The 23,287-nt window shown below is 60.0% G+C and carries 19 protein-coding genes; 15 read left to right on the forward strand and 4 right to left on the reverse strand.

Features of this window, described 5'->3' with window-relative positions; genetic code table 11:
* The first annotated feature begins 385 nt into the window (after positions 1-385).
* The 3 genes from EXE51_RS08270 (at position 386) to EXE51_RS17735 (ending at position 4,785) form a co-directional block, all read left to right on the forward strand.
* The gene (locus EXE51_RS08270) at positions 386-2,350 is read left to right on the forward strand and encodes a hypothetical protein (RefSeq protein ID WP_137692427.1); all 1,965 of its coding nucleotides are present in this window, start codon (positions 386-388) and stop codon (positions 2,348-2,350) included.
* Between the two features lie 131 nt (positions 2,351-2,481).
* The gene (locus EXE51_RS08275) at positions 2,482-2,787 is read left to right on the forward strand and encodes a hypothetical protein (RefSeq protein ID WP_137692428.1); all 306 of its coding nucleotides are present in this window, start codon (positions 2,482-2,484) and stop codon (positions 2,785-2,787) included.
* A 408-nt stretch (positions 2,788-3,195) separates the two neighbouring features.
* Complete coding sequence (locus tag EXE51_RS17735; RefSeq protein ID WP_199234040.1) at positions 3,196-4,785, forward strand: hypothetical protein; 1,590 nt, start codon at positions 3,196-3,198, stop codon at positions 4,783-4,785.
* Positions 4,786-5,002: 217 nt separating this feature from the next.
* On the opposite strand, the gene EXE51_RS08285 is transcribed toward EXE51_RS17735, so the two are convergent.
* From EXE51_RS08285 to EXE51_RS08300, 4 genes are all read right to left on the reverse strand, one after another.
* Positions 5,003-7,087: a hypothetical protein gene (locus EXE51_RS08285; RefSeq protein WP_137692429.1), complete on the reverse strand. Its 2,085-nt coding sequence runs from the start codon at positions 7,085-7,087 to the stop codon at positions 5,003-5,005.
* Between the two features lie 690 nt (positions 7,088-7,777).
* Positions 7,778-8,194, reverse strand: coding sequence for a DUF555 domain-containing protein (locus EXE51_RS08290; protein WP_137692430.1), 417 nt, complete (start codon positions 8,192-8,194; stop codon positions 7,778-7,780).
* Positions 8,195-8,733: 539 nt separating this feature from the next.
* Positions 8,734-10,944, reverse strand: coding sequence for a hypothetical protein (locus tag EXE51_RS08295; RefSeq protein WP_137692431.1), 2,211 nt, complete (start codon positions 10,942-10,944; stop codon positions 8,734-8,736).
* A 337-nt stretch (positions 10,945-11,281) separates the two neighbouring features.
* A complete protein-coding gene (locus EXE51_RS08300; RefSeq protein ID WP_137692432.1) occupies positions 11,282-11,833 on the reverse strand; it encodes an Rrf2 family transcriptional regulator in 552 nt (183 codons plus the stop codon).
* A 213-nt stretch (positions 11,834-12,046) separates the two neighbouring features.
* Between EXE51_RS08300 and EXE51_RS08305 the strand changes: the two genes are divergently transcribed.
* The 12 genes from EXE51_RS08305 to EXE51_RS08360 all read left to right on the forward strand — a co-directional run bounded on the left by EXE51_RS08305 (position 12,047) and on the right by EXE51_RS08360 (position 23,269).
* Positions 12,047-13,429, forward strand: coding sequence for an ATP-binding protein (locus tag EXE51_RS08305; RefSeq protein ID WP_137692433.1), 1,383 nt, complete (start codon positions 12,047-12,049; stop codon positions 13,427-13,429).
* A 187-nt stretch (positions 13,430-13,616) separates the two neighbouring features.
* On the forward strand, positions 13,617-15,353 hold the full coding sequence (locus tag EXE51_RS08310) for a hypothetical protein (protein ID WP_137692434.1): 1,737 nt from the start codon (positions 13,617-13,619) through the stop codon (positions 15,351-15,353).
* A gap of 92 nt (positions 15,354-15,445) precedes the next feature.
* Positions 15,446-15,721 (forward strand): hypothetical protein, encoded by a 276-nt coding sequence (locus EXE51_RS08315; protein WP_137692435.1) that lies wholly within the window; start codon positions 15,446-15,448, stop codon positions 15,719-15,721.
* 242 nt (positions 15,722-15,963) lie between these two features.
* Complete coding sequence (locus EXE51_RS08320) at positions 15,964-16,917, forward strand: replication factor A (protein WP_137692436.1); 954 nt, start codon at positions 15,964-15,966, stop codon at positions 16,915-16,917.
* A gap of 38 nt (positions 16,918-16,955) precedes the next feature.
* Entirely contained in the window at positions 16,956-17,732 is a 777-nt protein-coding gene (locus EXE51_RS08325; protein WP_241990608.1) for an RPA family protein, read from the forward strand.
* A 319-nt stretch (positions 17,733-18,051) separates the two neighbouring features.
* On the forward strand, positions 18,052-18,555 hold the full coding sequence (locus EXE51_RS08330; protein WP_137692437.1) for a hypothetical protein: 504 nt from the start codon (positions 18,052-18,054) through the stop codon (positions 18,553-18,555).
* Between the two features lie 98 nt (positions 18,556-18,653).
* A complete protein-coding gene (locus tag EXE51_RS08335) occupies positions 18,654-19,181 on the forward strand; it encodes a hypothetical protein (protein ID WP_137692438.1) in 528 nt (175 codons plus the stop codon).
* A 58-nt stretch (positions 19,182-19,239) separates the two neighbouring features.
* Entirely contained in the window at positions 19,240-20,070 is an 831-nt protein-coding gene (locus tag EXE51_RS08340; protein WP_137692439.1) for a hypothetical protein, read from the forward strand.
* 150 nt (positions 20,071-20,220) lie between these two features.
* Positions 20,221-21,261, forward strand: coding sequence for a transcription initiation factor IIB family protein (locus EXE51_RS08345; RefSeq protein ID WP_158413891.1), 1,041 nt, complete (start codon positions 20,221-20,223; stop codon positions 21,259-21,261).
* Positions 21,262-21,396: 135 nt separating this feature from the next.
* Positions 21,397-21,651 carry a hypothetical protein gene (locus EXE51_RS08350; protein ID WP_137692441.1) on the forward strand — a complete coding sequence of 85 codons (255 nt, stop codon included), beginning with the start codon at positions 21,397-21,399 and terminating at the stop codon, positions 21,649-21,651.
* A 308-nt stretch (positions 21,652-21,959) separates the two neighbouring features.
* A complete protein-coding gene (locus EXE51_RS08355; RefSeq protein ID WP_199234041.1) occupies positions 21,960-22,964 on the forward strand; it encodes a DNA polymerase sliding clamp in 1,005 nt (334 codons plus the stop codon).
* A gap of 68 nt (positions 22,965-23,032) precedes the next feature.
* The gene (locus EXE51_RS08360; protein WP_137692442.1) at positions 23,033-23,269 is read left to right on the forward strand and encodes a hypothetical protein; all 237 of its coding nucleotides are present in this window, start codon (positions 23,033-23,035) and stop codon (positions 23,267-23,269) included.
* Positions 23,270-23,287 lie beyond the last annotated feature (18 nt).

Here is a 23,287-nt window from a genome sequence, read left to right on the forward strand (position 1 = left end):
TAAAAAGCCCTCTTGTGGGCCCGATCAAACTTGGCCGACTCGAGAGTGATTTGGATGTGCGCAAATCCGCGCACAATCCGCGCACGGCGAGCACGGCAGATAAGAGCCTTCTACTCCAAGAATCTGTGTCTGAATCGACTCCTCCACCGTTACAACTTAGCGCACGCACGCAAAATGGCTTAGAGAATCTATTGAGCAGTTTAATGGCTCTATATCGCCCCTCCAGTGCTACATATCATAGTATGGGATGGGAGAGGGCTACCATTCCTGCGCAAATCGCGCGCGCGGTGTCGATTTCACTCATATTCGGGTCGAGATCGACGAATTGGGTTTGTTTCGCCGGACGTCGAGTGGCGACGACCCCTCCAGACATCACAATGAATCCATGACGAATATAGACGTAACAAACGACGGGATCCCGGACGACATTCGCACCATCGAGAACTGGATTCTCTGGCGCGAAGGAGAGCGCAGTGGAAAACCTACCAAAATCCCGACCAAACCGTATCGCACCAGCGGTGACATCAACTGTGACGTCACTGACCCGAATCACCGGCGTGACTTCGACACTGCGTGGGCCGCCCTCAACGACTCCCGCGTGTCCGGCGATGGCCTCGGCTTCGTCTTCACCGATACAGTCTCTGTCACCGGTGTCGATCTCGATAAGTGTCGTGACCCTGATACAGGTAAACTTGAAGAATGGGCCGAAGATATCATCGGCCGACTCGACTCCTATACCGAGGTGTCGCCCTCCAGCACGGGTGTGCATATCCTCGTTGGAGGCGAGCTCACTGCCGCCGGCAATCGCCGGGGTCGCGTCGAGATGTATGACTCCGATCGCTACTTCACGGTGACCGGCGCGCACCTCGAGGGAACCCCCACGGAGATTCAGAAATGTCAGGATGAGTTAGACGCAGTTCACCGAGAGTACATTCGTGGTGAGACCAGCTCAGACGGGCAGTTGAGTCTCACCGATACCGCCACGAGTGATACCTCAGGAAACGCAGACAATCGTAGTGGTCGGCGTTCCACCGAAGCCTCCGGTCGGCAGAGTGAAAGCGCACTCGTTGAGCGCTACGGTGACGCCTTCAGAAACATCCGTGACCCGGCTATCCGGGAAGCCCTCGAGCGGGTTCGGACGAAGTACCTCCCGCCCGTGTGCCCCAGTACGTTTGCTGACCTCGCCGGCCCCGGTATCGAACTGTCAGATGGCGAGATTCTGAAGCGGATGTACGACTCCCAAGGCGGCGACCGCAAACGCCGACTCTACGAAGGTGACTCCTCGATGTGGGGCTCTCACGACGCCGACTATCCGAGTCAGTCTGAAGCGGATATGGCGTTCGCTCATACCCTTGCGTTCTGGACCGGGAAAGACCCCGATCGGATGGACGCGCTCTTTCGCAACTCCGGGCTGATGCGACCCAAGTGGGATGACCAGCACTACTCAAGTGGCGCGACCTACGGCGCGGTCGCACTCGCCCGTGCACTCCTTCGAGTGAACGACCACTACGAACTTCCGAGTGAAGACGGCGTGAAGTTCTCGAAGGCCGACGGGCCAACGGCATCGTCCGTGAGTGATAGCAAGTCTACATCGGCCGAGGCCGCTCCGAGCTCCCCAGACCCGCTGCACACGGATGATGCGGCGACCACCGGCGAGAGTTCCCCTGACGTCCTCCCCGATCTCGACGGCGACAGTGAGACCGAGGACGTGGGTGTGGACCCAGCTGCTGCTGTGGACGCGGCTGCGACCGCCGCCCCCGACGGGACGGACACCGACTCCGACCTCAATGAGAGTACTCGGCGGATGATGGCCGAGTCCGTCGCACGAGCCGGCCAGGAGTGGTCGCGGACTAATCCCCATCTCGACGAGGCTGAGAAGTATCCCACCGATTGGACGGTCGGGCATATCGAGGGTCGGACGCCGACTGCGCAGGCGATGAAGGTCGCTCGTGAGGATAACCGCGTGCTTGCGCGGTATCAGACCCGCCTCGAAGAGCGGCTCCGTGATTTCACGGACGTCGAGGAGGAACGGGACCGCTACAAGTTCACCGCTGAGACCTACCTCAAGGCGATGGACGAGTTGATGGGTGAGCGCGAACGCTATCGTAGCCAGCTCAAGCAGGCGGGCCTCCTCTCGAAGGCGGATGCCGACCTTCCGGATGACCCCGTCAAGCGGCTTAAACAGATTCTCCGCCCGATGGTTCGTTGCGAAGACGTCGTGACAGCGAAAGAGACGCTTACCGGCCTCGACGCCGTCCTCCGCGAGTACGAGGAGGCAAACGAGCAAATCCAGGCCGACGAACGCGACCGCCGGAAACAGCGGGGCGTCTTCTCCCGCTTCTTCGGCTAACCCGTCTGCCTCGCTCCGCTGTTGGGGTAGTCGTGGTGCGTCTCGGGGTCGCGTCTCCCGCACCGCCGGCGGTGTGCTCCTCCTCGTCGCTGCGAGAGTATTGGCCCCCAAATGGGGGTGAGGGATTTGAGATGACTAACATCCAGTCCGACCAGCGACGCACCGACACCAACCACACGGCCGGGCGCGAGCCCGTCAGCGTAGTGTTCAAGACGGGCGAGGAACCCGAGTTCCGCAAGCCCGACCACGACCCGCACGGCGAGACCTTCGCCGCGGTCAGCCACTCTCACACCTCGTGTGATGGTGGCTGTGGCACGAGCGGCCTAGTCCCCACCGCGCTCCTCGAGGACGCCGACGGCCTCACCGGGTGGCCCCCCTTCGACATCCTCTGTGAAGCCTGTGCGAACGCGGTTGTCCGCGACGACTACTCGTTCTAGAAGCTCGACCCGACAGCGAGCCCACCGAACACTACACTTCGATTTTCACGTTCCCTTCTTCCTCCCTTCCGCCGTGGGTATTGGTCCCCAAAGGGGGGTGAGGGACGTGCGAGAGGGCGACGAAGACTTCGGTCCTGTTCGTCTTCTCACCATCCGAACTCACGAGCGACAGGGACGAACCCAGTCGGTCGGCACGAGCGTACGAGCTGTCCCGAGACACAGACAGAGACTCCAAGAAGAGCCTGCAAACACTCGGGGTGGTGTGATCAGTACGCTCTGCCGCCGGCGGCTGTTCTGCTTGCGACTCCCGAAAGTATTGGCCCCCAAAGGGGGTGAGGGAAGTGCGGGTGGGGCGAGGCGCGTCCTCGTTCTGTCCTGACTCGTGAGAACCCCCTCAGAGAGACTACAATGAGTGCAAACTCCAACCTCAGCGTGGAGCAGCGTGCGGCAGACATCAGCGGTAAGTTCGGCGATATGGGCGTGGACGTACCCACCTCGACCGTCCAGGAGCGGATCGCGGCTATGCAGGAGTTCAGCGTCCCGATTGAGGAGGCGAGTACGACGACGGTTCGCAACCTCGCAGCGGAGTACGACCTCGACGACGGCGACCTGTCCGAGGACGTCTCAGCGCTGGCGGGATTCGGTGGCGACGCGAGCGGCTCGCACGCCTTCGAGCGCGTTATGCTTGAGGACATCTCGGAACTCGGTGCGGAGGAATGGGTGGATGTCCGAGCGCAGGTCGTTGACCTCTGGGAGCCCAAGCACGACTCTATGCGACAGGTCGGTCTTATCGGTGATGAGAGCGCTCAGATGAAGTTCGTCGTCTGGCAGAAGAACACTGAGAGCCTGCCCGCCCTCGAGGAGGGCGTCACCTACGACATCGGCTCGGCCATCACCAACGAGTACGAAGGCAAGTACTCCATCTCGCTCAACAAGGCCAGCGAGGTCACCGAGGTCGCCGCCGAGGACGCCGTCGAATCCACCGATGGGACGGTGTGCGCGACGGGCACGCTCGCCGCTCTCGAAGACGGTAGTGGCCTCATCAAGCGCTGCCCCCACGAGGACTGCACCCGCGTCGTCCAGAACGGCCGCTGCTCCGAGCACGGCGAAGTTGACGGCGTGTTTGACCTTCGGCTGAAGGCCATCCTTGACGACGGTGAGCGCGCTGTCCGTGCGCTGTTCAACGCCGAGATGACCGAAGCCGTCAGCGGCATCTCGCTTGAGACGGCGAAAGAAATGGCCGCAGACGCCCTCGACGCTAGCGTCGTCGGCGCGGAGCTCCGGGCCTCGCTCATCGGGAAGACCTTCGACGTACGCGGCCCGGTCGTCGGCGAGTACTTCCTCGTGGACGAAGCGGTCGAGACGAGCTATTCTACAGACAACCCCGGCCTTAATGATGCGACCATCGCCTCGGCCGTCACCCAGCGCCAGCCCGCCAAGCGCCTGTTCGCCGAGGAACTCAACCAGGCTACCCACTCGTTCACCCGCCCCGAAGACGAGGGGGATGACCGAGCACCGAAGTTCACGCTTCTCCCAAGTGGCGAGGCGGCCAACCGCGTGTTCGTCGTCGGGACGCTCATCGAGACGGCCGACGTCGGCAGTGACTCCGAGTTCTGGAAGGGGCGCGTCATGGCCGCTGGTGAGGCCGTCAACCTCTACGCGGGGCAGTACCAGGCCGAGGCAATGGACATACTCCGGGCGGCCGAGACGCCCTCGTACGTCGCTGTGGTCGGCAAACTCCACCACTACGAGACGGACTACGGCGTGAAGGTGTCCATCCAACCCGAGTCGATCACAGTCGTCGACCGCGAGGCCCGTGACTCGTGGGTGGCTGAGACTATCGACGCGACCCAGCAGCGCCTCGGCGCGCTCGCCAGTGACGACTCCGACGCCACCGACGCCGTCCAGTCGGTCTACCAGTCGGATGTCTCCAACATCGACGCGGCGGTCGAGGCGGCCGTCGAAGACATCGCGCCCGAAGCGATCCCCGCCCAGTAGGGGGCGAGCCGTCCCACCCCGTCCCGTCTTTGGAGAGTGAGTTTTGACCCCCGTTTTGAGGGCGTCATAGAACGATCCACACGGTGTTGATTTCACACCAATTTTCGATGAACCGACCTGTACGTATGTGCGAACTGACCCTAAGGCTTCCTACCAGTATCAGGTGATATTCAGATCTCCTTACAAGATACAGGGCGCGAGTCTTGCACGGCCCTTCTCAAAACAGGGTGTCCGCTAGAGTACTGCAGTATTGGGCGTTGTCTTCGTCTTTGTGATGCGGGTTCGGGACGACATCTCCGTCCACCTGAAGCTTCTGTGTTCCGTTGGTGTCCGTGGTGATACGGACGGTGTACCAGATCACGCCATTCAGATTATCGTCGAGGAGTGACCATCCTTGGAGGGCGTCATCTGGGTCGCGGACCGGGCGGTCATCGACGGCTTGGCCTGTGTCCGTATCGTACGTTAATTGGATTTTCAATGAGCCGTAGAGTGAGGCGACGATATCTTCGGGGAAAATCTCTGATCGTGTGATGTCGAGCGCGATGAAGACCGGTTCGCTGGTGAGTTCCGCACTGCCCAGGTAGTCGGACCTGAATTTATCAGCAATCTTGTCATACGCGGTGTTCGGGATGCCGAGCGCCCTGTTTGCGACTTCGAGATTGCGCCAGGTCTGAGGCGCTCGGATTTCGATGTAGTTGCCGTCAATGACGATGTCAACGTCTTTCTCCAGTTCGTTCCCTGTTTTGTGGTCGTGAAGCGGCACGTCAATGTCATAGGACAAGCTCTGGGTGTCGAGCCAGAGTAGGAATCTAATTTCACTCAGTGTCGACTCAAAGGCGTCACCAAGCAGCTGCTGTTGTTTCGCCGAGGGGATGCGATGCCAGTTCTCTTCGAGGAACTGGAGGTATGTTTCGGCGTCGTTCCGCAGCAGGTTGAGCATCGGATGATATGTTCCCTGGTCAATTTTCCGCGTTAACCGGCGATGGAAGTGGGCCTTGAGCTGCGGGTATTCGTCAAGCCGGGTAAGCGTACTTTGGTTGTATTCCCGGTTGTCAAGATGGTCGTTGAGCACGTTGTAGAGGTGGTAATACACCTCTTTGTTGTGATGCTCGTCATTATCCGGCTCCTGCTCGATTAATGCGCGATCTACTGAACGGACAAAGGCTGGTGCGTCGAGCGATGTGAGGAAATCGGCGATTGTGGTTGCTGTCGACCGTTCATAGGAAGTAGCGAAGAAGAGCTCGCCGACCGCCTTCTGCAGCAGTTGAAGCATGACACGGCGATGACCGGTATCGTACTGATCAATTACGAGATCAACAAGCTGTGCCGGGTTATCTTCCCCGGCGGCGAACACCGTTTCAACGGCATGGAATGCCGAGGGGAATGCATCAATACGGTCGAATACGGCGGGGAGAATAGCATCGTTCTCGTCCGCGATGTGGTCCACAAGTTGCTTGGCTGTGGTGAGCCGGTGCTTGCTGAGCCTGACCGTGAAATCGGCCAACTGGTCTGTCGCGTCGGCGAAATCCATGTAGAGATAGTGGACGGGGATGTCATCGACGGTGTCTTCCGCCATACCGTGTTCTGCGAGCGCGAGATAATCTACGAGATGGTCGTGCTCAATGTAGCGGCCGTACTGATGGAGAATTTGGGGGACATAGTCGGGGTGGGTTCTCCCGATTTCGAGGGTGAGCTCCCACAGATCGGAGTTGGCGGTGAAGACTGCTGTATTCGCTTGGAGGACGTAGCCGTGAAATGCGGAGTCGTCAGCCAGCTGGACCAGCGAATCCACGAGTTTCGATGGGAGTTCCGTGTCTTCGAACGTGGCTATCAGGCCGCGGATCCCGGCCTTGACCTTGGTCTCCTCGTGGCTCTCCAGTAACCGGTAGAGTTCGTTCGTTGCGTCGTCGCGGGGGAGACCTGCGATGACCGGGCCGATGATGGGGTGGGTCCAGTCCTCGGTGTCAACAGGGAGTTCGCTGTAGAGTTCCTGCGCCAAGTCTGGATTATCCTGCATTATCTCCCTGAATGCGGTGTAAAATTCGCCCCAGGCGAGATCAGCGTCGATGTGGGGTGAGAGACGTTCGAGATTCTCAGCGAACTCAGGAGCGGTGTCTGTGGTGTCAAGCGTTAGTCTGATGACGAGAGGGAAGTACGCGAACGGGTCATCGATGATCCAGTCAAACAGGTTGTCGCACTGTTCCTGTGTGAGATGGTCCTGATGGTTGTCCCACCACGCTGTAAGGTCGTCGCGGTGATGTCTGTGCGTATCGACCTCGTCGTAGATATCATCTATCTCCATTTTTACTAGCAGAATAGTTACCACTTGTTTTAATAACCCGTCACAGTCATCGGGGACAGCTGGAACAGCATAGAACCCCCCGCGGGCCAGGACCCGTACGACGCCGCAATAAACATGGCACGCGAGTCACGAAAGACTGGGCGTACAGTCTGATGACCGACTCCTGACCCTGCCGGATTCAACTTTCTCGCAACACTGCAGAGCCCCATTCGATTCGAGATTCCATTCAATCTCTGCCTAGACGGTGCCTCATCCGACACGACCGTAGGCGAGTCGCGATGCGACCATTCTGCTGCGTCAATGCTCTCTATCTTGCCTGTGTCTCCTACCAGTCAACGTATAGATCTAGCTCGCCGCGGTAACCCTTTCACCTGTCTTGAGCTATCTTGATCCGAGTGTGAGAACACTTCTATCATATCCTATAGTGTGTCGTAGAACAGTTGACATTGTTCTCAGCTACTGGTTGAGAGAGGCGCCATGGGTAGTTCTAAACAATGATGGTAATTAATCTCTCTCCTGATGTTTCTTCGGCTTCTACTAATATATGTAAACAATTCTATGACACTCTGTCTCTTCCAGTATGAGCCTCGAAGAGACGGTCGACTACCTCGCCGAGGAACTTGACCTCGAGCGAAGTGAACACGTTCGCGAGGTCGGTCAGTCGGTCGCAGAGCTCCGCGACTGATCAGATCATTTCTCTGAAGTAGACTCTAATTCTGGCTTCTTGCTTTCCGGGGTCGGCGTCGCACGGCGTACCCCCAGGACGGTCAACGGAATGTCCTTCATTCGCACGCCCAACTCTCGCTTTGCGATACGCGAAGCCCCCTCAGTTGACGACGCCTGGAACTGCGCCAGGACCGTCAAGACCACCAACGCGAAATCCGTCGTCGAAAGCGCCGCTTCGTACTCATATCCACAGGACGGACACGCGACGTCCTGCACAACGATTTCCGAGTACCGCGCCGACGTCTGATTTACTCGCTTGCCCACCTCCGACACCGCAATGTTGATCACGTCCTGTACGCCCGTCGTCCCCGCGACCACCCACGGGACCGACAGCTGTACCTCGAACCATGTCTCCTCCTCGCCGTGCCCAGACGCTGTCATCGACTCACCATCCGGTCGGACCACCGAAGGTCACTTATTAGTCGCCGTCCGATCGCCGTCGCCGTTGAAGGGGGTGTTGAGGCCATCTCTTGTCTTCTCTTCTCAACGATACCCAAAACGGGGGATTCGATACTCGCGGTCGGCCTGAAGCCAACCTTGAGCTGTCCCTCCCGCCGTGTGGGGGGTTGCTGTTGTTCCGTATGCGTCCTACCAGTATGAGGACTCGCTGGCTACATTTAATGTGGAACTACACCCACAACATCTCACTCCGCACGATATTGACTGGGCCACAGGCCGCTGAGGAGGGGTTAGTTCTCGACGGTTCGGGAGGCTGAGTCGCTGCTCGGCGGCTTCAGGTCCGGTCTCGAAAGAGAGTTTAGTTTGAGTTCTGAGTTCGATCGGTAGGGAACTCGGGGGTGCTAGGGTTCGTTACAGTTCAGGATACAACTAGGTAACGGGGAGTACCGTTATCGAGGTCTGGCGAATCTGAGCGTGAATCCGAATCTGAGTGCGGGTATCAGAGTTACTCATACACATACTCAGGCAGCTCCTCCGTCGAGTGACTCGGTGTACTCGGTGAGACGCTGTTCGGTGTATTCCTTACAACTCTCAACACCAGCGCGTGCCAGGCAGAGTGGGTGGAATCGAGACGCTACGACCGGATCGTAGTTCATGTCTTCATTCCGGACACCACAAACCCAACACGACGAGGGGTCACGAGGCGAGTCGCTGTTCACGAATCTCATCAACGCGTTTGCCTTGAAGAGTGTGAGTGCCTCAGGGTGTTCCTTGAGGAATCGGCGGTTTCGCTTTATTTGACGCTCTTGCTGTGCAAGCTGTTTGCGTTCGGCAATCGCTTGAATGCGGTCGGAGATACGAGCGAGTTCGTCTTTGATGAGCGTCCCGAGCAGTACTGGCGAAGGCCAGGTTGTCGAGACGTCACCAGAGAATTTCGCAGCGGAACTCCGGGGAACAGCCTCACCAGCATCAGACGGGCGCGACGACTGACCAACACGCTGGGGTGTGGCAGGCGTCAAGCGAGCAGATGCGGTGATCGGCGCACGCTCGAGAATCTGAATCTCCGATTCCCAACGCGAGTCGAGCTTCGGTTGCCCTTGGTACGTCTGGTTGGACTTCTTGTACGGTAACTTGAAGTCAACGAAGCGGACCACGTCACCTTCGTTCGGCTCGGCGAGGATCTTCTTCGAGATGATCACTTCACCATCGGCGTCATCCGGGTCGGCCGTTGATGCAGTAATCTCCTCTTCGCTTGACTCCCAGATAGAGACACGAACTTCATCCTCGCGGCGATCTCCATCCTTGACGATCATCCCGAATTTCAATCCAGGGACGTCAGCATGGTAGACCTTCTTCACTACGCCTTGCGTCGTGAGGTAGCCTTTCGAGGACCAAAGGTTCGCCCGGAGAATCGTGTTGATTCGCAGGACGTTCCTCGGGTTCGTTGCTTCATCTTCAAGGAGCCTGAGGAATGCCGATGTCACATCTTGTCCCCCCAGCACACGCTGTGCAAGATCGGACGCGATTTCGACGGGTCGGCGACGAACCTCGTGGACGGTCTCGGCATGCAGTAGTCTGCGTGCTTCGGTCAAGACTTCCTCACGAAGTTCAGAATCCTCAGCGTCGAGCTCCCGAAGGGGCTCGGCGAGGTCGTAGAGCTGCTGGGCGACGGTCTGTTCACGACGCTCAGGAGAAACACCAGCACACGCGCTGCGGTAGCGAGCGAGCCATTCGGTGTGTGCATCCAACGTCGCAGCCAGGCCAGTCAGGTGTCCAGCAGCGTCAATTCCCGCAGAGACTCTCTTCAGCTCTGCATCCAACGCCAGTCGGCGCTCGATACCAGGAATCGACGACCGAGAGTACTCCGCTGGATTCGCAACGAGATTCCGGAGTGCGACTAACTCCCCAGAGGGAAGCGTCACTTCCAGATCGTCCGTTCCGACACCCTCTGCCTCACATGGCGTCTGCTCACCCTCGGGGATGACCTTCAGCGCACGCAGTCGACGAGTGTGTGCATCCAGCTGGTCTTCAGAGACGAGTGTTCGTCCAAGGCGCACCGGAACATCCGTCGAACTGATGGGGTCGTACTCATCGAAGCCAGACGCCGTGCCCGTCAACTGATCGCCAGTCGGGTCGGTCAGGCGGTCGTGGCCCATGTAGATGTACTGCCCACGTGCGAGAACATCGGACTCAGAGAGCGCATCAGCGGGCCGTCCGCGAGCGTTCATCGAAGCCCTCCGCTCATCACTCCGAGACGTGACCATCGGTTGGTCATCGCACCAGCCGTAGATGCCCTCGGATTCACGTTCGAGTTCAGAACCAGATTCGCGTGCACCAGTACTCTCGTTCTCACGCTCGAAGTCGACCTCGGTATCGACATCAACAGAGACGTCGAAGCCAGAGTCGGACTCACCGGTGGACGAGTGTTGTCCCTCCACAGTGCCACGGAGCCCACGCTCAGACGAGACCGCAGAGAGCGAGTGAGAACTCGCGGCTGCGTCTGCATCGAGATTGAGCCACCGACGAATTGTCGGGGATTCCACTCCGTCGTCGAGACGGCGGATCTCCTCAGTGGAGAGGCGAACCGTCGCCGGGAATCCGTGTTCTGCCGCCTGTGAGAACAGGCGAACAGTGGGGGTGGGGTGCTCATATTCGGTTTCGTGTTCGATTTCGGTACTGCCGTTCTGTAATCCGTCCTCAGTGAGGTCGGACCTGTCGGTGTATCCACTCATATCAAAGCCAGAAAGCGCCGTGCTTTCTGCTCTCAGAGACGCGAACAGCAGTCATAACTATATCGTGCTATATCGGTGCTGTCTGTCGATTTTCCGTTGGAAACCACCACAATCCCGCGTACATTCGACGGGCCCCCGGAGCACGACGGATGAGCTCCTGCGAACAATCACGTCCAACAGAAGCAGTCAGGAAAGAAACTCGCACACGGAACGGCGCTCCCGCTCATCGAAAGTAGAGTGGAAAGGCGAATGCCGCCTTTCCGGCTTTGATATGATGAGCCGTTCAAGGCTCGCTAATTTGTAGGCTGGAGGAGTATTTAACCGTAGCGTGAGAGTCTCAATCAACGAACCGCTTGGCATTCGCGATCGAGAGGGCTGCGTTTGCGAACGCGAGGTTGCGCCGAAGCGTCTGCCACTCTTGAAGCGTCTTCGGATTCATAGCCGACTGTTCCGCGGCTATGTCTCCGAGTGTCTGGTTCGTCTGCTCGATGGCTAATTCTTCGGGCGAATCAACGCCGTATTCAGAGCGATACTCGTTGAGCTGGTCACGCATCTCGCCAATACGCGTGACGAGTTCATCCGTCGAGACGTGCTCGAGGATATCTGCCGCCTGCTCAACGACGAGCGATTCGGGGGACCGGCGGTAGGACGTCCCGCCGTGTTCGCCGGTGGCCGTCACGACGAATCCCTCGTCGGCGAGTGTATTGAGGTGTTTTCGAGCCGTCTTCGGCGAGGTGAGTGCGTCCTCGGCCACAGTGCCTGCCGACACGGGTGAATACGTATGGGCGATAACGTGGCGGACACGCTCGTAAGGTGTCGTCTCGTCCTTCCACTCCTCTTGGACCTCTTCGTTGATATCCACGAACTCGTCCGGCGCTCGATTACTCATACTGGCTTCTTTGTAACGTGAGAATATAGTGGTTCGATAGAGGACTATATTACATATTTGACCATATCCTGTCGCCAACCTGCTTCGGTTCGGGCTCTACCACCTACGCCCTAACCGGACTAGAAAGTAGATTCAATTTGGGTATTATAAAATACCCTATTTTGAACTACCTTATTCGGCACTATTATAGTGGTGGCGCAAGGTTGTGAGTCTATGGATGAGTTCGTCGATCGGGATGCTGACATTGCGGCCCTCCAAGAGCGGTACGACACCGATGGCACCTCGCTAATCACCGTCTGGGGCCGCCGACGCGTCGGGAAGACGGAACTGGTCGAACACTCCATTCGCAACCGAGACGACGTCGTCTACTACCAAGCCACGGAGACCACAAAGCAGGTGCAACTCGACGATTTCGTGGCAGAGACCGCAGGAACTTTTCCAGGCATCGAACGCATCCGCCGCGAGTGGGAAGACGTCCTCGGCTACCTCTTCGAGCAGGACGCGCTGCTCGTCCTCGACGAGTTTCCGTTCCTTATCGAGAGCGACGAGAGCCTCCCGTCGGTTATCCAGCGACTGTGGGATCATGAGGTAGACGGGACGAGTGCCACGTTGGTGCTTGTTGGGTCGTCAATCAGTATGATGAAAGAGAAAGTGATGAGTGGCGGGAGCCCGCTTCACGGCAGATTCGATATGCGTCTCCAGTTGGAGGAACTGACGTTCGACGCTGCCACGGAGTTCTTCCCCGACTACGACCCCGAAGAGACGATACTGGCGTGGGCCGTCTTCGGCGGGACGCCACACTACCTGCAGGCCGTCAACGACGACCGCCCACTGCGAGAGAACATCCGGGATACAGTCCTCTCGAAGCGGGGGTTTCTCCACGATGAACCTGAGTACGTCCTGCGCACCGAACTGGAGAATCCGAATCGTTATTTCTCGATTCTGAAGACGATTGCCGCCGGGAATGAAACCTCGAATGAGATCGCGCAGGCGGCCGGTATTGACTCCGACCAGATCAGCCACTACCTGAAGAACCTCCAAGACTTGGAAATTGTCGACCGGGAGGTGCCGGTGACCGAAAACCCCGCACGGTCTCGGCGGGGACAGTACGTATTGAAGGACGCACTGTTCCGGTTCTGGTTTCGATTCGTCTACGGACAGGGCGAGAAGTACGACCGAGCAGGCACCGACGCCTACGAGGAACTGATCGAACCGCATCTCGCAGATGCAGTCAGTCCGAAGTTCGAAGAACTGTGCCGAACTGCCGTGTACAACCTCTACGACGCGTATACCTTCGATCGAGTTGGCCGTTGGTGGTATCAAGAGCAGGAAGTCGACGTGATTGGACTGACGACCGAGAATACGATGGTCGCCGGCGAGTGCAAGTTCACCAGCCAGCCGATGGGATACGACGTGCTGAATACCCTCGAGAATGATGTCGAAGACATCCGTTGGACGCCGCAGGGCACGGACGACGTCTCCCACGAGTTCTGCTTGTTCTCACGGAGCGGGTTCAACCACAGCCTCATCGAGGCCGCAGAAGAGCGCGATGACCTCCGCCTATTCTCGATCGAAGACCTCGTCACGGTGTTCTGACAACCAGTCGAATGTCTGGCCGTCCCTGACATCCTGAGTGATTTTTCGATCGTGTCGCTACCGTTGTAGTCCGGACTCGGCTAGCTCTCGCTCAGTATTGGCCCCCAAAGGGGGTCAAGGGGGTTCGAGAGGAGGATGGCCGATAGCCGCTCGCCTCCCGAATCAACCACCACGGAGTGACCTACCGATGACATACTACCACGACGGACAGCACCGCCTCTCGAACAGCGACGTCGAACAAGACGCCCGCTTCGACGAACTCCGGCTTCGTGGACTCTACGAAAGCCCGCACCTCGAGAGTGACTGTCTCGGCGTCCGCCTCGAGAATGCTGGCGAACTCATGATGGCCGCCCGTACCCAGCCCGAATACGACGAGTTCGGTCTCGAAATCGAAGGCACCGGAGGACAGGAACTCGACGCCTACTGGGTCGGCGCAAGCCTCCGCACCACCCAAGCCCGCGATATCGACCCGATGGACCTCACCGACGAGGACCTTACCGGACTCCCGCTCGAAGCCCAAGAACGCCTCTACGGACTTCGCGAAGAGCGCAAACGCCAGCGTGAGAAAGCACTCGCCGCCCACATCACGGGTATCGACCGCGAGACACGGCGCCGTGACGAACTCCTTACTGAGTACCACGAGCGTCGTGCCGACTACAACGACCGCGTCATCGGCGACAACATCCACTCGTACGACCCCTTCGAGCACCTTGACGAGGAGGCCAGCCACCGCGTTCACGAGGCTGCCGACCGAATCACCGACCGCCTCGTCACGCCCCCGAACAAGGCCATCCTCGAACACCGCCTCGGCAGCAAGGTCGTCCGTGGGCAGGATCTCTTCACCGCCCAATCGAACGTTCTCGACGAACTCTATCAGGAGGCTGGTGTCATCCAACCCATCTCCTCAGTGCCGGTCATCCCCTCGAAGTACAACGTCGAAGCTGACATCCAGGGGACGGTCACGAGACTCTGGCAGCCCAAATCCCGCACCCAACAGCAGGTCGGCCTCATCGAAGACGACACCGGGACCATCAAATTCACCGTTTGGACGAAATCCAATCAGGGAACCATCCTCCACGAAGGCGACACCGTTCGCGTTGTCGCCGGGAAAGTCGGGAAATACCAGGGGCAGGCGACGCTCGCCGCCGACTCTGAAACCCGAATCACCGTCATCGAGGCCGGCGACGGGCCAGCTCCACGCGGTGACATCCCCAACGTCGACTGGGCGAAATACGCCGAGCGAAACCGCGAGCGCGGTATCGAACAACCCTTCCAGCGACACGGCAGCTGCTCGATACCTGCCCTCGGCACACCCGGCGTGCAGGAAGTCCCCCGTCCCGTCCACACGCCGGTCGACCGCCTTGACGCCGAACAGAGCGGTCAGATGGACGCCCACGGATGGCTCAATGCCACCGAAATCTTCGACGAAGACGGCGACATCCCACTCCCAATCTGGTGGCGCGAACAAGCTAACGTCGTCTACGTCCTCGTCGCCGCCGACACCGACCGAGACGCGATCCACGCCGCCGTCCACGACGTCATCGCCACCTCACAGCCCGAATCCACACCCGCGCCAGACCACCCCATCCCCCAGGGCAAGCGCCGCCTCTGGGCGCTCGTGCGCAACCTTGAGCACTTCGGGACCGCACTCGAGAACGACGACTCGGACGCCACCGGCGACACCACAGCGGCCACCGAGGACGCCAGCGCGAACGCGCTCACCGGCGTCGCGACTCCCGACACCTCCGAGACGACGGCGACGACAGAGCCGAGCCTCGGCCTCCCCACGACGACCTGCCGGTGTCCCGAGTGTTCCCACGACCGGGCGCACTACCGGCTCGTCCAACTCCGCTCCATCGACGAACCACCGACTAGACTCCTCTCGTGTGCCAGTTGCGCCCAGCGCTGGCGCGACGACAGCTAGGAACCACGGTTCGATTCGCTACACCTCGACTTGACTCGATACGATTCGACTCGACTCCACACCATCTGACGCTGCGATTCTCCCGTACTCCTATGTGCTCAAAGACCAACTCCGATCCCGATAGCAACGACACCGAGACCACTCCCGCCGACGAGGAACTGTTCGACCTCGATATCGTCGACGGTGAAGACCCCTCGCGAGCGGTCAATCCAGACGATCGCTATCGGCCCGACCCACCGGGCCCTGGCCCGACCGTCGGGACGCGCTTCGCCACGCTCCAAGACGGGTCGTTCGCCATCATCGAGCGAGCCGCCCTCGGCGGATGGATCAGCGCCGACGAAACCATTAGTCTCGAAGACGCCCGCTGACCGGGCGGGCCAGTATTCGCAGGCTGTCACGATCAGCAATCCCTCCCAGAGTTTTTGCTCCCCAAGGGGGGTGAGGGGAATCGGAGGAGAGACGAGAGATACCGTGTCTATTCACTCGCCTTCGAGTGTCCCGCTCGCAGGTGCGTTCCGAGTCGCACAACAAGCAGTAACCCTGTTTCGACGCTTCCCGGTCTGTCTAGCTCGTGAAGAAATTCCCCAGAAGACACCTCAAAACAGAACCTATGTCCACAAATGTAACCCCCGCAGATTCGGCGGTCAACGCCTCCAGCGACGATCTCGCGACGGCCGCGACCAGCCTCATCGAACAGTTCCCCGACGCCGCCGGCAATGGAAATCTCCCGAGTGTCGACGATATCGTTACCCGACTCGATCAGATGGTTAACGCCTATAACGTGCCGCTTGAGGAGGCCACTCGCGCCACTCGCAACCACTACCTCGACGTGCTCGGCATCGAATACGACAATCTCGTACTCCCCTCGCAGAGTGCCGGCGACACGACGCTCGACGCCATCAACACCGACGGCCAGTGGGTCAGCGTCACGGTCAAAGTCGTTGACCTTTGGGAGCCGACCAGCGACAGCATCGCCCAGGTCGGACTCATCGGCGACGAGAGTGGCCGACTCAAGTTCACCAAGTGGGCGAAATCCGACCTTCCCGAACTCGAAGAGGACGGCGTGTACCGCCTCGACAACGTCGTCACCAGCGAGTACGATGGCCGCTACTCACTCAACCTCAACTCCCGGTCGGTCATCGAACCCGTCGATGACGACATCGAAGTCGGAGACAACGCCGAGGAATTGACCATCGAGGCCCCGATGGTCGCGATCCAGTCCGGAAGCGGACTCATCAAGCGCTGTCCTCACGACGGCTGTACGCGCGTTCTCCAGGACGGCCGGTGTGCCGAACACGGGAAGGTCGAAGGCGAGTTCGACCTCCGCATCAAGGCCGTCTTCGACGACGGCGTGCGCGTCCAGCACGCCATCTTCGACAAGGACGCGACCGAAGCCCTCGCCGACATCACCATCGAGGAGGCCAAACAGCAAGCGATGGACGCCCTCGATACGAGCGTCGTCGCGAACGACCTTACCGACGCCCTCGTTGGTCGCTACTACCGAGTCACTGGCCGCGTCATCGGGAAATACCTTCTCGTCGATGAGGCTGACCCACTCGCGTAGTCCCACGCCCCGCCCACTACCCTCTCCAATTCACGACAATGAGTAACTCAGCATCCACAGCCGACAGCAGTACCGACAGCAACAGTACCCAGCGACAAGGCCGACAGGTCGCAAAGCGCTCCTTCGCCGCCGAACTCAACGACGCAACCCACGTCTTCAAAGAGAGCGACGAGGAGCGGGCCCCGAATTTCGCGCTGCTTCCCAGTGGCGAGACCGCGAACCGCTTCTTCCTCGTCGGGACCGTCACCGAAGTCAACGACGTTGGCAAGGACAGCGAATATTGGCAGGCCCGAATCGTCGATCCCACGGGGACGGTGTTCGCCTACGCCGGTCAGTACCAGCCCGACGCCGCCGCGTTCTTCTCCGGCCTCGAACCGCCCGCGTACGTCGCTATCACCGCCAAGCCCAGCACGTACGAAACCGACGACGGCAACGTGAACGTCTCACTCCGGCCCGAGACCATCACTCGCGTCGATGAAGCCATCCGTAACCAGTGGGTGCGCGAAACTATCGACCGAACGGCTGCTCGCCTTGACGCCTTCGAGAACGACGATGATGACGACGGCTCGAATCCGTATATCGCGATGAGCCGTGAGCAGTACGGCGAGGACCGCTCGCTTGAGACCTACCGCGTGGCCCTCAACGAGGCCCGCGAAGACGTAGGGATGGACGCTGTCCCCGTTCCCAACTCCGACGGCTCCGACGCCGACCACGGAGCGGCAGATGAGCAGAACGAGACCGAGGTGGGGGCAGAGGACGCCGTCGACGAGGCGGCCATCGCCTCGGCCGTCGCCAACGCCGATTTCGAGGAGTAATGCACCAGGGATAGCCCACACTCCGATACCTGGGAGTTCTCTCTCGAGGGGGATGTCCAATCATCCCACCCACTACGCTCCGGTTCATCTCCTCCGCGTTCACAGCGAGAACGCGAGTGAAGCCCACGACTGGCCTCGATTTTCAGTACCGCGATGATTCTCGATTTAATGCCGCTCAACCAGTACGGCCACCCGCACGGCGGCGAAATACTCGTGGTCGAGATCGTCGACACCCAACTCATCTAGCTCCTCGAACGCGCTCGCCTCACCACTCGTTTGTGCCCCTCGAATCGGTGGAGGGCAACAGTCCAACCTACTCATGGCCACACTCCAAGTCAGTACCACCTCGAATGTACCGACCGTCGACCCTGACCGCGTCGATGAACTCCGCTCGTTCCTCGACGAGTGGCTGCTCGGGACCGGCCCGTTCGACACCCTCACCGTCGACGTTGTCGAACCCGACCGCGACCCCGACACCGGCGAGCGCCCACCACCGTACCTCGTCCTGTACGGCTACGCCTCGTTCGGGCCAGTACACCGCCCGACTGTCCGCCACGCCGCTTACGAACAGCTCGACGCCGCCAGCGACCTCGAGGGTCTCAGTGACGCCGACCGCGAGGCCCTCATCGACGCCGAAACCGAGGACCTCGTGTACGACTACCAGCACGAGCATACTGAAGACTTCCTGCGCGAACTCGTAGCGTACCTTGTCGAACCGTTCATCGTCCAGACCGCCGGCTACGAGAAATGCCGATTTCCCCTCGTCGGCTATCAGTATTCGGTTGACCTCGATGGCGAGATCGACCACGTCTCGCTCAGTTGACCGGCATCGCTCACCTGTAGTCCTACGCAACAGAATTCACTTATCTGACTCGAATTGTTGCGTAGGAACTCCAGCAACCCAACACTACCCCATCTCTTATGACCTTCTACACCCGACTCTCCGGCTACCTCACGTATCGCACGCACAACCATCTTGACGCTGCTATCCAGTGCCTCATCCGTGGGGCTTGGCTCAACGACGACGAGCAGTGGCTTCTCAAGGGCCACCCACGACAGGTCCGCGCTGACGCTACCATCGACCACGACCGCAACCTCCTCGTCATCCCGCCCGGCGTGTATCAGAACCTCGGGCGGATCACCACCGAACTGTTTGCCGGGGCAACTGACGGTCTCGTCGTCACCTCCTCGAGTGACAACTGCTTCGACGCCTGGATCGAGACGCCACTCCTAAACGCCGCTGATATCCCCGCCGGCGATGGAGGTGACGTCTCCTCGATTCAGTGTATCGACCTCGAACAGGTTGCGCTCTCGAACGGCCTCGGCATCAAGCGGCTCGACGATCCCGGTCACGAACAGTGGCAGCGCGACGTTCTCGACGCCTTCCACGACCAGTACGACCCCGACGTCCACGCCATCCTTGAATCTCCCTTCCCACCGCCCGAGTAATACCGCTGGTAACTGTGCATCACCAAGACTAGCCAGTCAATCACCCATTCATCCAGCCATGACATCAAATCCAACCGATACTCTATACACGTTCGCCGACCTTCGTGAGCGATTCGACAAGGAATGCGTTCTCCACGCGCTCTCGAAAGCCCGAGAAATCGACTGCGAAAACCCCCCGACAGTCTTCTTCCTCGACGAAGAGACCGGCCGCGTCTATCGCGTCCTCGAAGCCACGCGTGGCTCACCCGACTCCGGATGGTTCGTTCTCGCCATTGGCGGCCCCCACGTCGACGACGGCTACGAACGCCAACTCCGCATCCACGACTCGGATACGCACCGCGTCCTCCTCGAATCCGATTTCAAGTCCGACGACTACAATGAACCGACGCCCATCGACGACATCCAGGCAACTGCCGATGTAGACGTGGAAGGAACGAACGATTACCGATTGGATCGTCGCGCCAGCTACCCACCCACCGAAGATGGCGAACTGGACTTCCGGACAATGGCCGACGACCTTGGCATTGCTGAGGTCGCTCCGTACTCGCAAGTATTCATCACCGACGGGACGGGTACCGTCCGGCGTATCGTCTCCTGCGATATTAACCGGGGGCTCGTCCGTCTCCGCGACAAATACGACGGTCAGGAATACGACGTCGACCCCTCCGACCTCTGGTCGGACTGGCACTACGACGATCTCCAGTTCCGCAAGCGTGTCTTCCTCGACTACGACGACTACGTCATCGACGATGAATGCTGCCCGGCGTTCGAGACACTTCTGGACGCCGCGAAAGCCCACGCCGCTGGACAAGACGCCGTGGATGAAGTCCTCGATGAGGTCATCCGCCTGTTCACCGACCTCCACGAACTCCCCTGGACGATTCGGTGATGCCCGGGCTCGCACTGCCCATCGACGGCGCTCAGTTTGTCTCCTCCGCCTCGCTAGAGGGGGCCCCTCCTCACCGTAGTTTCCATGTCCCAGCGCACTCTCACCGGCGACGCAAGCACCAGCCCTACCACTATCCCGCACCCGTCTTGGATGACCACACCGCGCCCCAGACGGGCTCCCAAGTCCGAAGGCGATCCGGACTCGGACGAACGAACACCAGCAGCCTTCGAGACCGAACGCCAACACCGCCGCCCCGACCGCAGCTGTCCCGAGTGTGCGACCGACGAACACCTCGTCGCCGACGAGACTGAAACCTACTGTCAGTCCTGTGGGCTCGTGGTTGCCAGAGACATCCTTGACCGGGAACTCCAGTGGGAGACAACCGACGATGGCGAACGACAACCTGCCCGGGGCGGCGCTCCTACGACCATCCGCCGCCACGACAAGGGACTCCCAACCGAGATTGGCTCCTACCGCGACGGCTACGGAAACGAACTCTCGTCGAAGACACAGCGCCAGTTCAATCGCCTTCGGAAGTGGGACGACCGCGCGAAGGCGAGCACTACTCACGAACAGTCGCTCCGTACCGGCCTTGGCGAAATCGCCCGTCTCGTGAGTGCGGTCGAACTCCCTGTACCGATCCACGACCGCGCTGCGAGACTCTTTCGCGACGCCTGGGAGAGCAATCTCCTCCGTGGGCGCTCCATCGAAGCCATCGCGACCGCCAGCATCTTCGCCGCCTGTCGCCTCGAACGCCTGCCACGGTTCCTCGAGGAACTCGCCGCCGTCGCCCGCGTCGACGAATCCGATATCAAAAGCGCCTACAAACTGCTGAATCGCGAGCTCGAACTCGCAACGCCACCGCCGCTCCCGCAGAATTTCCTCCCCCGACTCGCCAACGCCGTCAACACCCATCCCCGCGTCGAACGACGAGCCCATCAACTCGTCACTGCCCCCGCCGTCGGTATCCTCGCCAACGGCCGACAGCCCGCCGGCGTCGCCGCAGCGTGCCTCTATCATGCCCACGATGAGAGCGGGGTGACCAACCACAAGCTTACACAGCAGCGACTCGCCGACGCAGGCTTCTCCACCCCGACGACCATCCGCAACATCCGCCGGGAACTTCTCTCGCTCGACGACTCTGGTGATCTTCCCGATCCGGACGGCAATCTCGACGACTACCTCGGGTAGGTCGGTCGGCGCGGCATCGCCCCGCAGGTTCATCGTCCTACGCAACAACTGGATCGGCCATCGACTCCACTCTGTTGCGTAGGAGTGACCCACCGCCTCGTTTGTCTCCCTCGAAATCGCTGGAGGACAACCAGAATGGGCACACTCAGCCACCACCGTGCAGCGGATCGCTTCCAGACCGCACTCCGACAGCGTCTCGATGCCGCGTCTGACCCGAATGCGGCCCAGCAAGCCTACGACGACGCACTTGAGGCGCTCATCAGCATCGCCATCGACGAAGTCGAACTCGACCGGGCCGCCCGCGCCCTTGCTACCGACCCCGACGCCATTGACTTCCCCGAGACGAACGCACAGTCACACTCGAACCCCACCTCTGAGTCTCAAACATAACGAGTACTTCGACACACCGACTCCGAGAGCCGACAGCTCGCAGCCAGCAACCCAGACCAACGCCTCAGTATCGTCCTGCGCGACTACCCTCACCATCGCCGGTTCCCCCCGTGCGATACCGACGCTCAGTTTTGGCCCCCCAAGGGCGGTGAGGGGGCAGAGATGAGCATTATCCACACCGTGACTGCGTTGCTCGCTCGCGAACTCCTCACCCGACTCGACGAGCAGCCGAGTTCGACCACCGAAGCATGGTCGAGTACCCAGAACCGTACCGACGCAGACCAACCCCCCGAACACGCTCGAAACCGATGAGTACCAACACTGAATCTGACACCGCTGACGCACAGCCCGCGACCACTCCCAACGTCGAATCTGAAACCGCACCTGAAACCGAACCCGAGATCGACACACAACCGGAACCCGAGGTCAAAACAGAAGTCGAACCGGAACCCGACCTCAGCGTCGAAACCGACACCGACGCCGACGGTGAGACGGACACCGAGAGCGAGAGCGAACCCGATAGCGAGGGTGACGATGACGCAGAAGAGGTCGTCACGAGCCCGCCCCAGCAGTTCACCGCCGCCGTCAAGGGCGGAGCGATCAAGGAGTTTGTCAGCACGCTTCGCGCCATCGTCGACGAAGCGAAAATTCGCGTCGGCCCAGACGGTATCCACACTCGAGCCGTCGACCCCGCCAACGTCGCGATGTACGACGTCTCCCTCGCAGCCGGAGCCTTCGAGTCCTACGACGCTACCGAGGGCATCCTCGGTGTCAACCTCGAACGCTTCGAGGAAGTCCTCAAACTCGCCAAGAAAAACGACCTCGTCCAGCTCTCGTTCAACACCACGTCATTCAAACTCGTCATCCATATCGACGGCGTCGAGTTCACGATGGCGCTCATCGACCCCGACAGCATCCGCAAAGAGCCCGAAATCCCCGAGATGGACCTCCCCATCTCCCTCACGCTCGAGGAAGCACAAATCTCGCGTGGCGTCAAGGCCGCCGATATGGTTTCCGACCACATCCGCTTCCGCTGTGACGAGGCCGAGACCACCGTCTACATCGAAGCCGAAGGCGACACCGACAACGTCAGTCTCGAACTCGCAGATGACGACCTCGCCGCGCTCACGGCCGCCGACGGCAACGCACTATACAGCCTCGACTACGTCAACGACATCTCCAAACAGTTCCCCAAGGGCACGGAGATCACGCTCACCTTCGGCGGCGACTTCCCGATGATGTTCGAGTACCAGTTCAGCGACGGCGAATGCGACGTCCTCGCGATGCTCGCCCCGCGTATCCAGAGCGACTAGTTGACTCCTCCCCCACGCCGTATCGCACAACCACCACAGCCACACTCCGTGCATCATCCCAGATTCTTATGAACTCACTCACCACCCTCAGCGACGGCGAAACCTACGCCGACGTTCGCTTCGGTGACGACTTCATCGTGACCATCGACCGCACCGCTCGCAAGGACGCCATCACCATCCGTGTCTTTCATCCCGACACGCCCGAGACTCCCGTCGGCGAACACCACCTCAACCTCTCCCTCGACGACGATTCCGGCCTCGGGACGCCGAGCGAGTCCACCGATCCCACCGGGGCTCTCGGCTGAGATGGCTCTCGACCGCTA

The organism is Halorubrum sp. CGM5_25_10-8B, from assembly GCF_005435095.1.
Lineage (GTDB): Archaea > Halobacteriota > Halobacteria > Halobacteriales > Haloferacaceae > Halorubrum > Halorubrum ezzemoulense.

Bases quoted from the DNA above. Each gene is read 5' to 3' on its own strand.
- EXE51_RS08275 (WP_137692428.1), top strand. From the start codon at position 2,482: ATGACTAACATCCAGTCCGACCAGCGACGCACCGACACCAACCACACG.
- EXE51_RS08360 (WP_137692442.1), top strand. From the start codon at position 23,033: ATGAACTCACTCACCACCCTCAGCGACGGCGAAACCTACGCCGACGTT.
- EXE51_RS17735 (WP_199234040.1), top strand. From the start codon at position 3,196: ATGAGTGCAAACTCCAACCTCAGCGTGGAGCAGCGTGCGGCAGACATC.
- EXE51_RS08330 (WP_137692437.1), top strand. From the start codon at position 18,052: ATGGCCACACTCCAAGTCAGTACCACCTCGAATGTACCGACCGTCGAC.
- EXE51_RS08320 (WP_137692436.1), top strand. From the start codon at position 15,964: ATGTCCACAAATGTAACCCCCGCAGATTCGGCGGTCAACGCCTCCAGC.
- EXE51_RS08325 (WP_241990608.1), top strand. From the start codon at position 16,956: ATGAGTAACTCAGCATCCACAGCCGACAGCAGTACCGACAGCAACAGT.
- EXE51_RS08345 (WP_158413891.1), top strand. From the start codon at position 20,221: ATGACCACACCGCGCCCCAGACGGGCTCCCAAGTCCGAAGGCGATCCG.
- EXE51_RS08290 (WP_137692430.1), bottom strand. From the start codon at position 8,194: ATGACAGCGTCTGGGCACGGCGAGGAGGAGACATGGTTCGAGGTACAG.
- EXE51_RS08295 (WP_137692431.1), bottom strand. From the start codon at position 10,944: ATGAGTGGATACACCGACAGGTCCGACCTCACTGAGGACGGATTACAG.
- EXE51_RS08305 (WP_137692433.1), top strand. From the start codon at position 12,047: ATGGATGAGTTCGTCGATCGGGATGCTGACATTGCGGCCCTCCAAGAG.
- EXE51_RS08355 (WP_199234041.1), top strand. From the start codon at position 21,960: ATGAGTACCAACACTGAATCTGACACCGCTGACGCACAGCCCGCGACC.
- EXE51_RS08315 (WP_137692435.1), top strand. From the start codon at position 15,446: ATGTGCTCAAAGACCAACTCCGATCCCGATAGCAACGACACCGAGACC.
- EXE51_RS08270 (WP_137692427.1), top strand. From the start codon at position 386: ATGACGAATATAGACGTAACAAACGACGGGATCCCGGACGACATTCGC.
- EXE51_RS08300 (WP_137692432.1), bottom strand. From the start codon at position 11,833: ATGAGTAATCGAGCGCCGGACGAGTTCGTGGATATCAACGAAGAGGTC.
- EXE51_RS08350 (WP_137692441.1), top strand. From the start codon at position 21,397: ATGGGCACACTCAGCCACCACCGTGCAGCGGATCGCTTCCAGACCGCA.
- EXE51_RS08310 (WP_137692434.1), top strand. From the start codon at position 13,617: ATGACATACTACCACGACGGACAGCACCGCCTCTCGAACAGCGACGTC.
- EXE51_RS08335 (WP_137692438.1), top strand. From the start codon at position 18,654: ATGACCTTCTACACCCGACTCTCCGGCTACCTCACGTATCGCACGCAC.
- EXE51_RS08285 (WP_137692429.1), bottom strand. From the start codon at position 7,087: ATGGAGATAGATGATATCTACGACGAGGTCGATACGCACAGACATCAC.
- EXE51_RS08340 (WP_137692439.1), top strand. From the start codon at position 19,240: ATGACATCAAATCCAACCGATACTCTATACACGTTCGCCGACCTTCGT.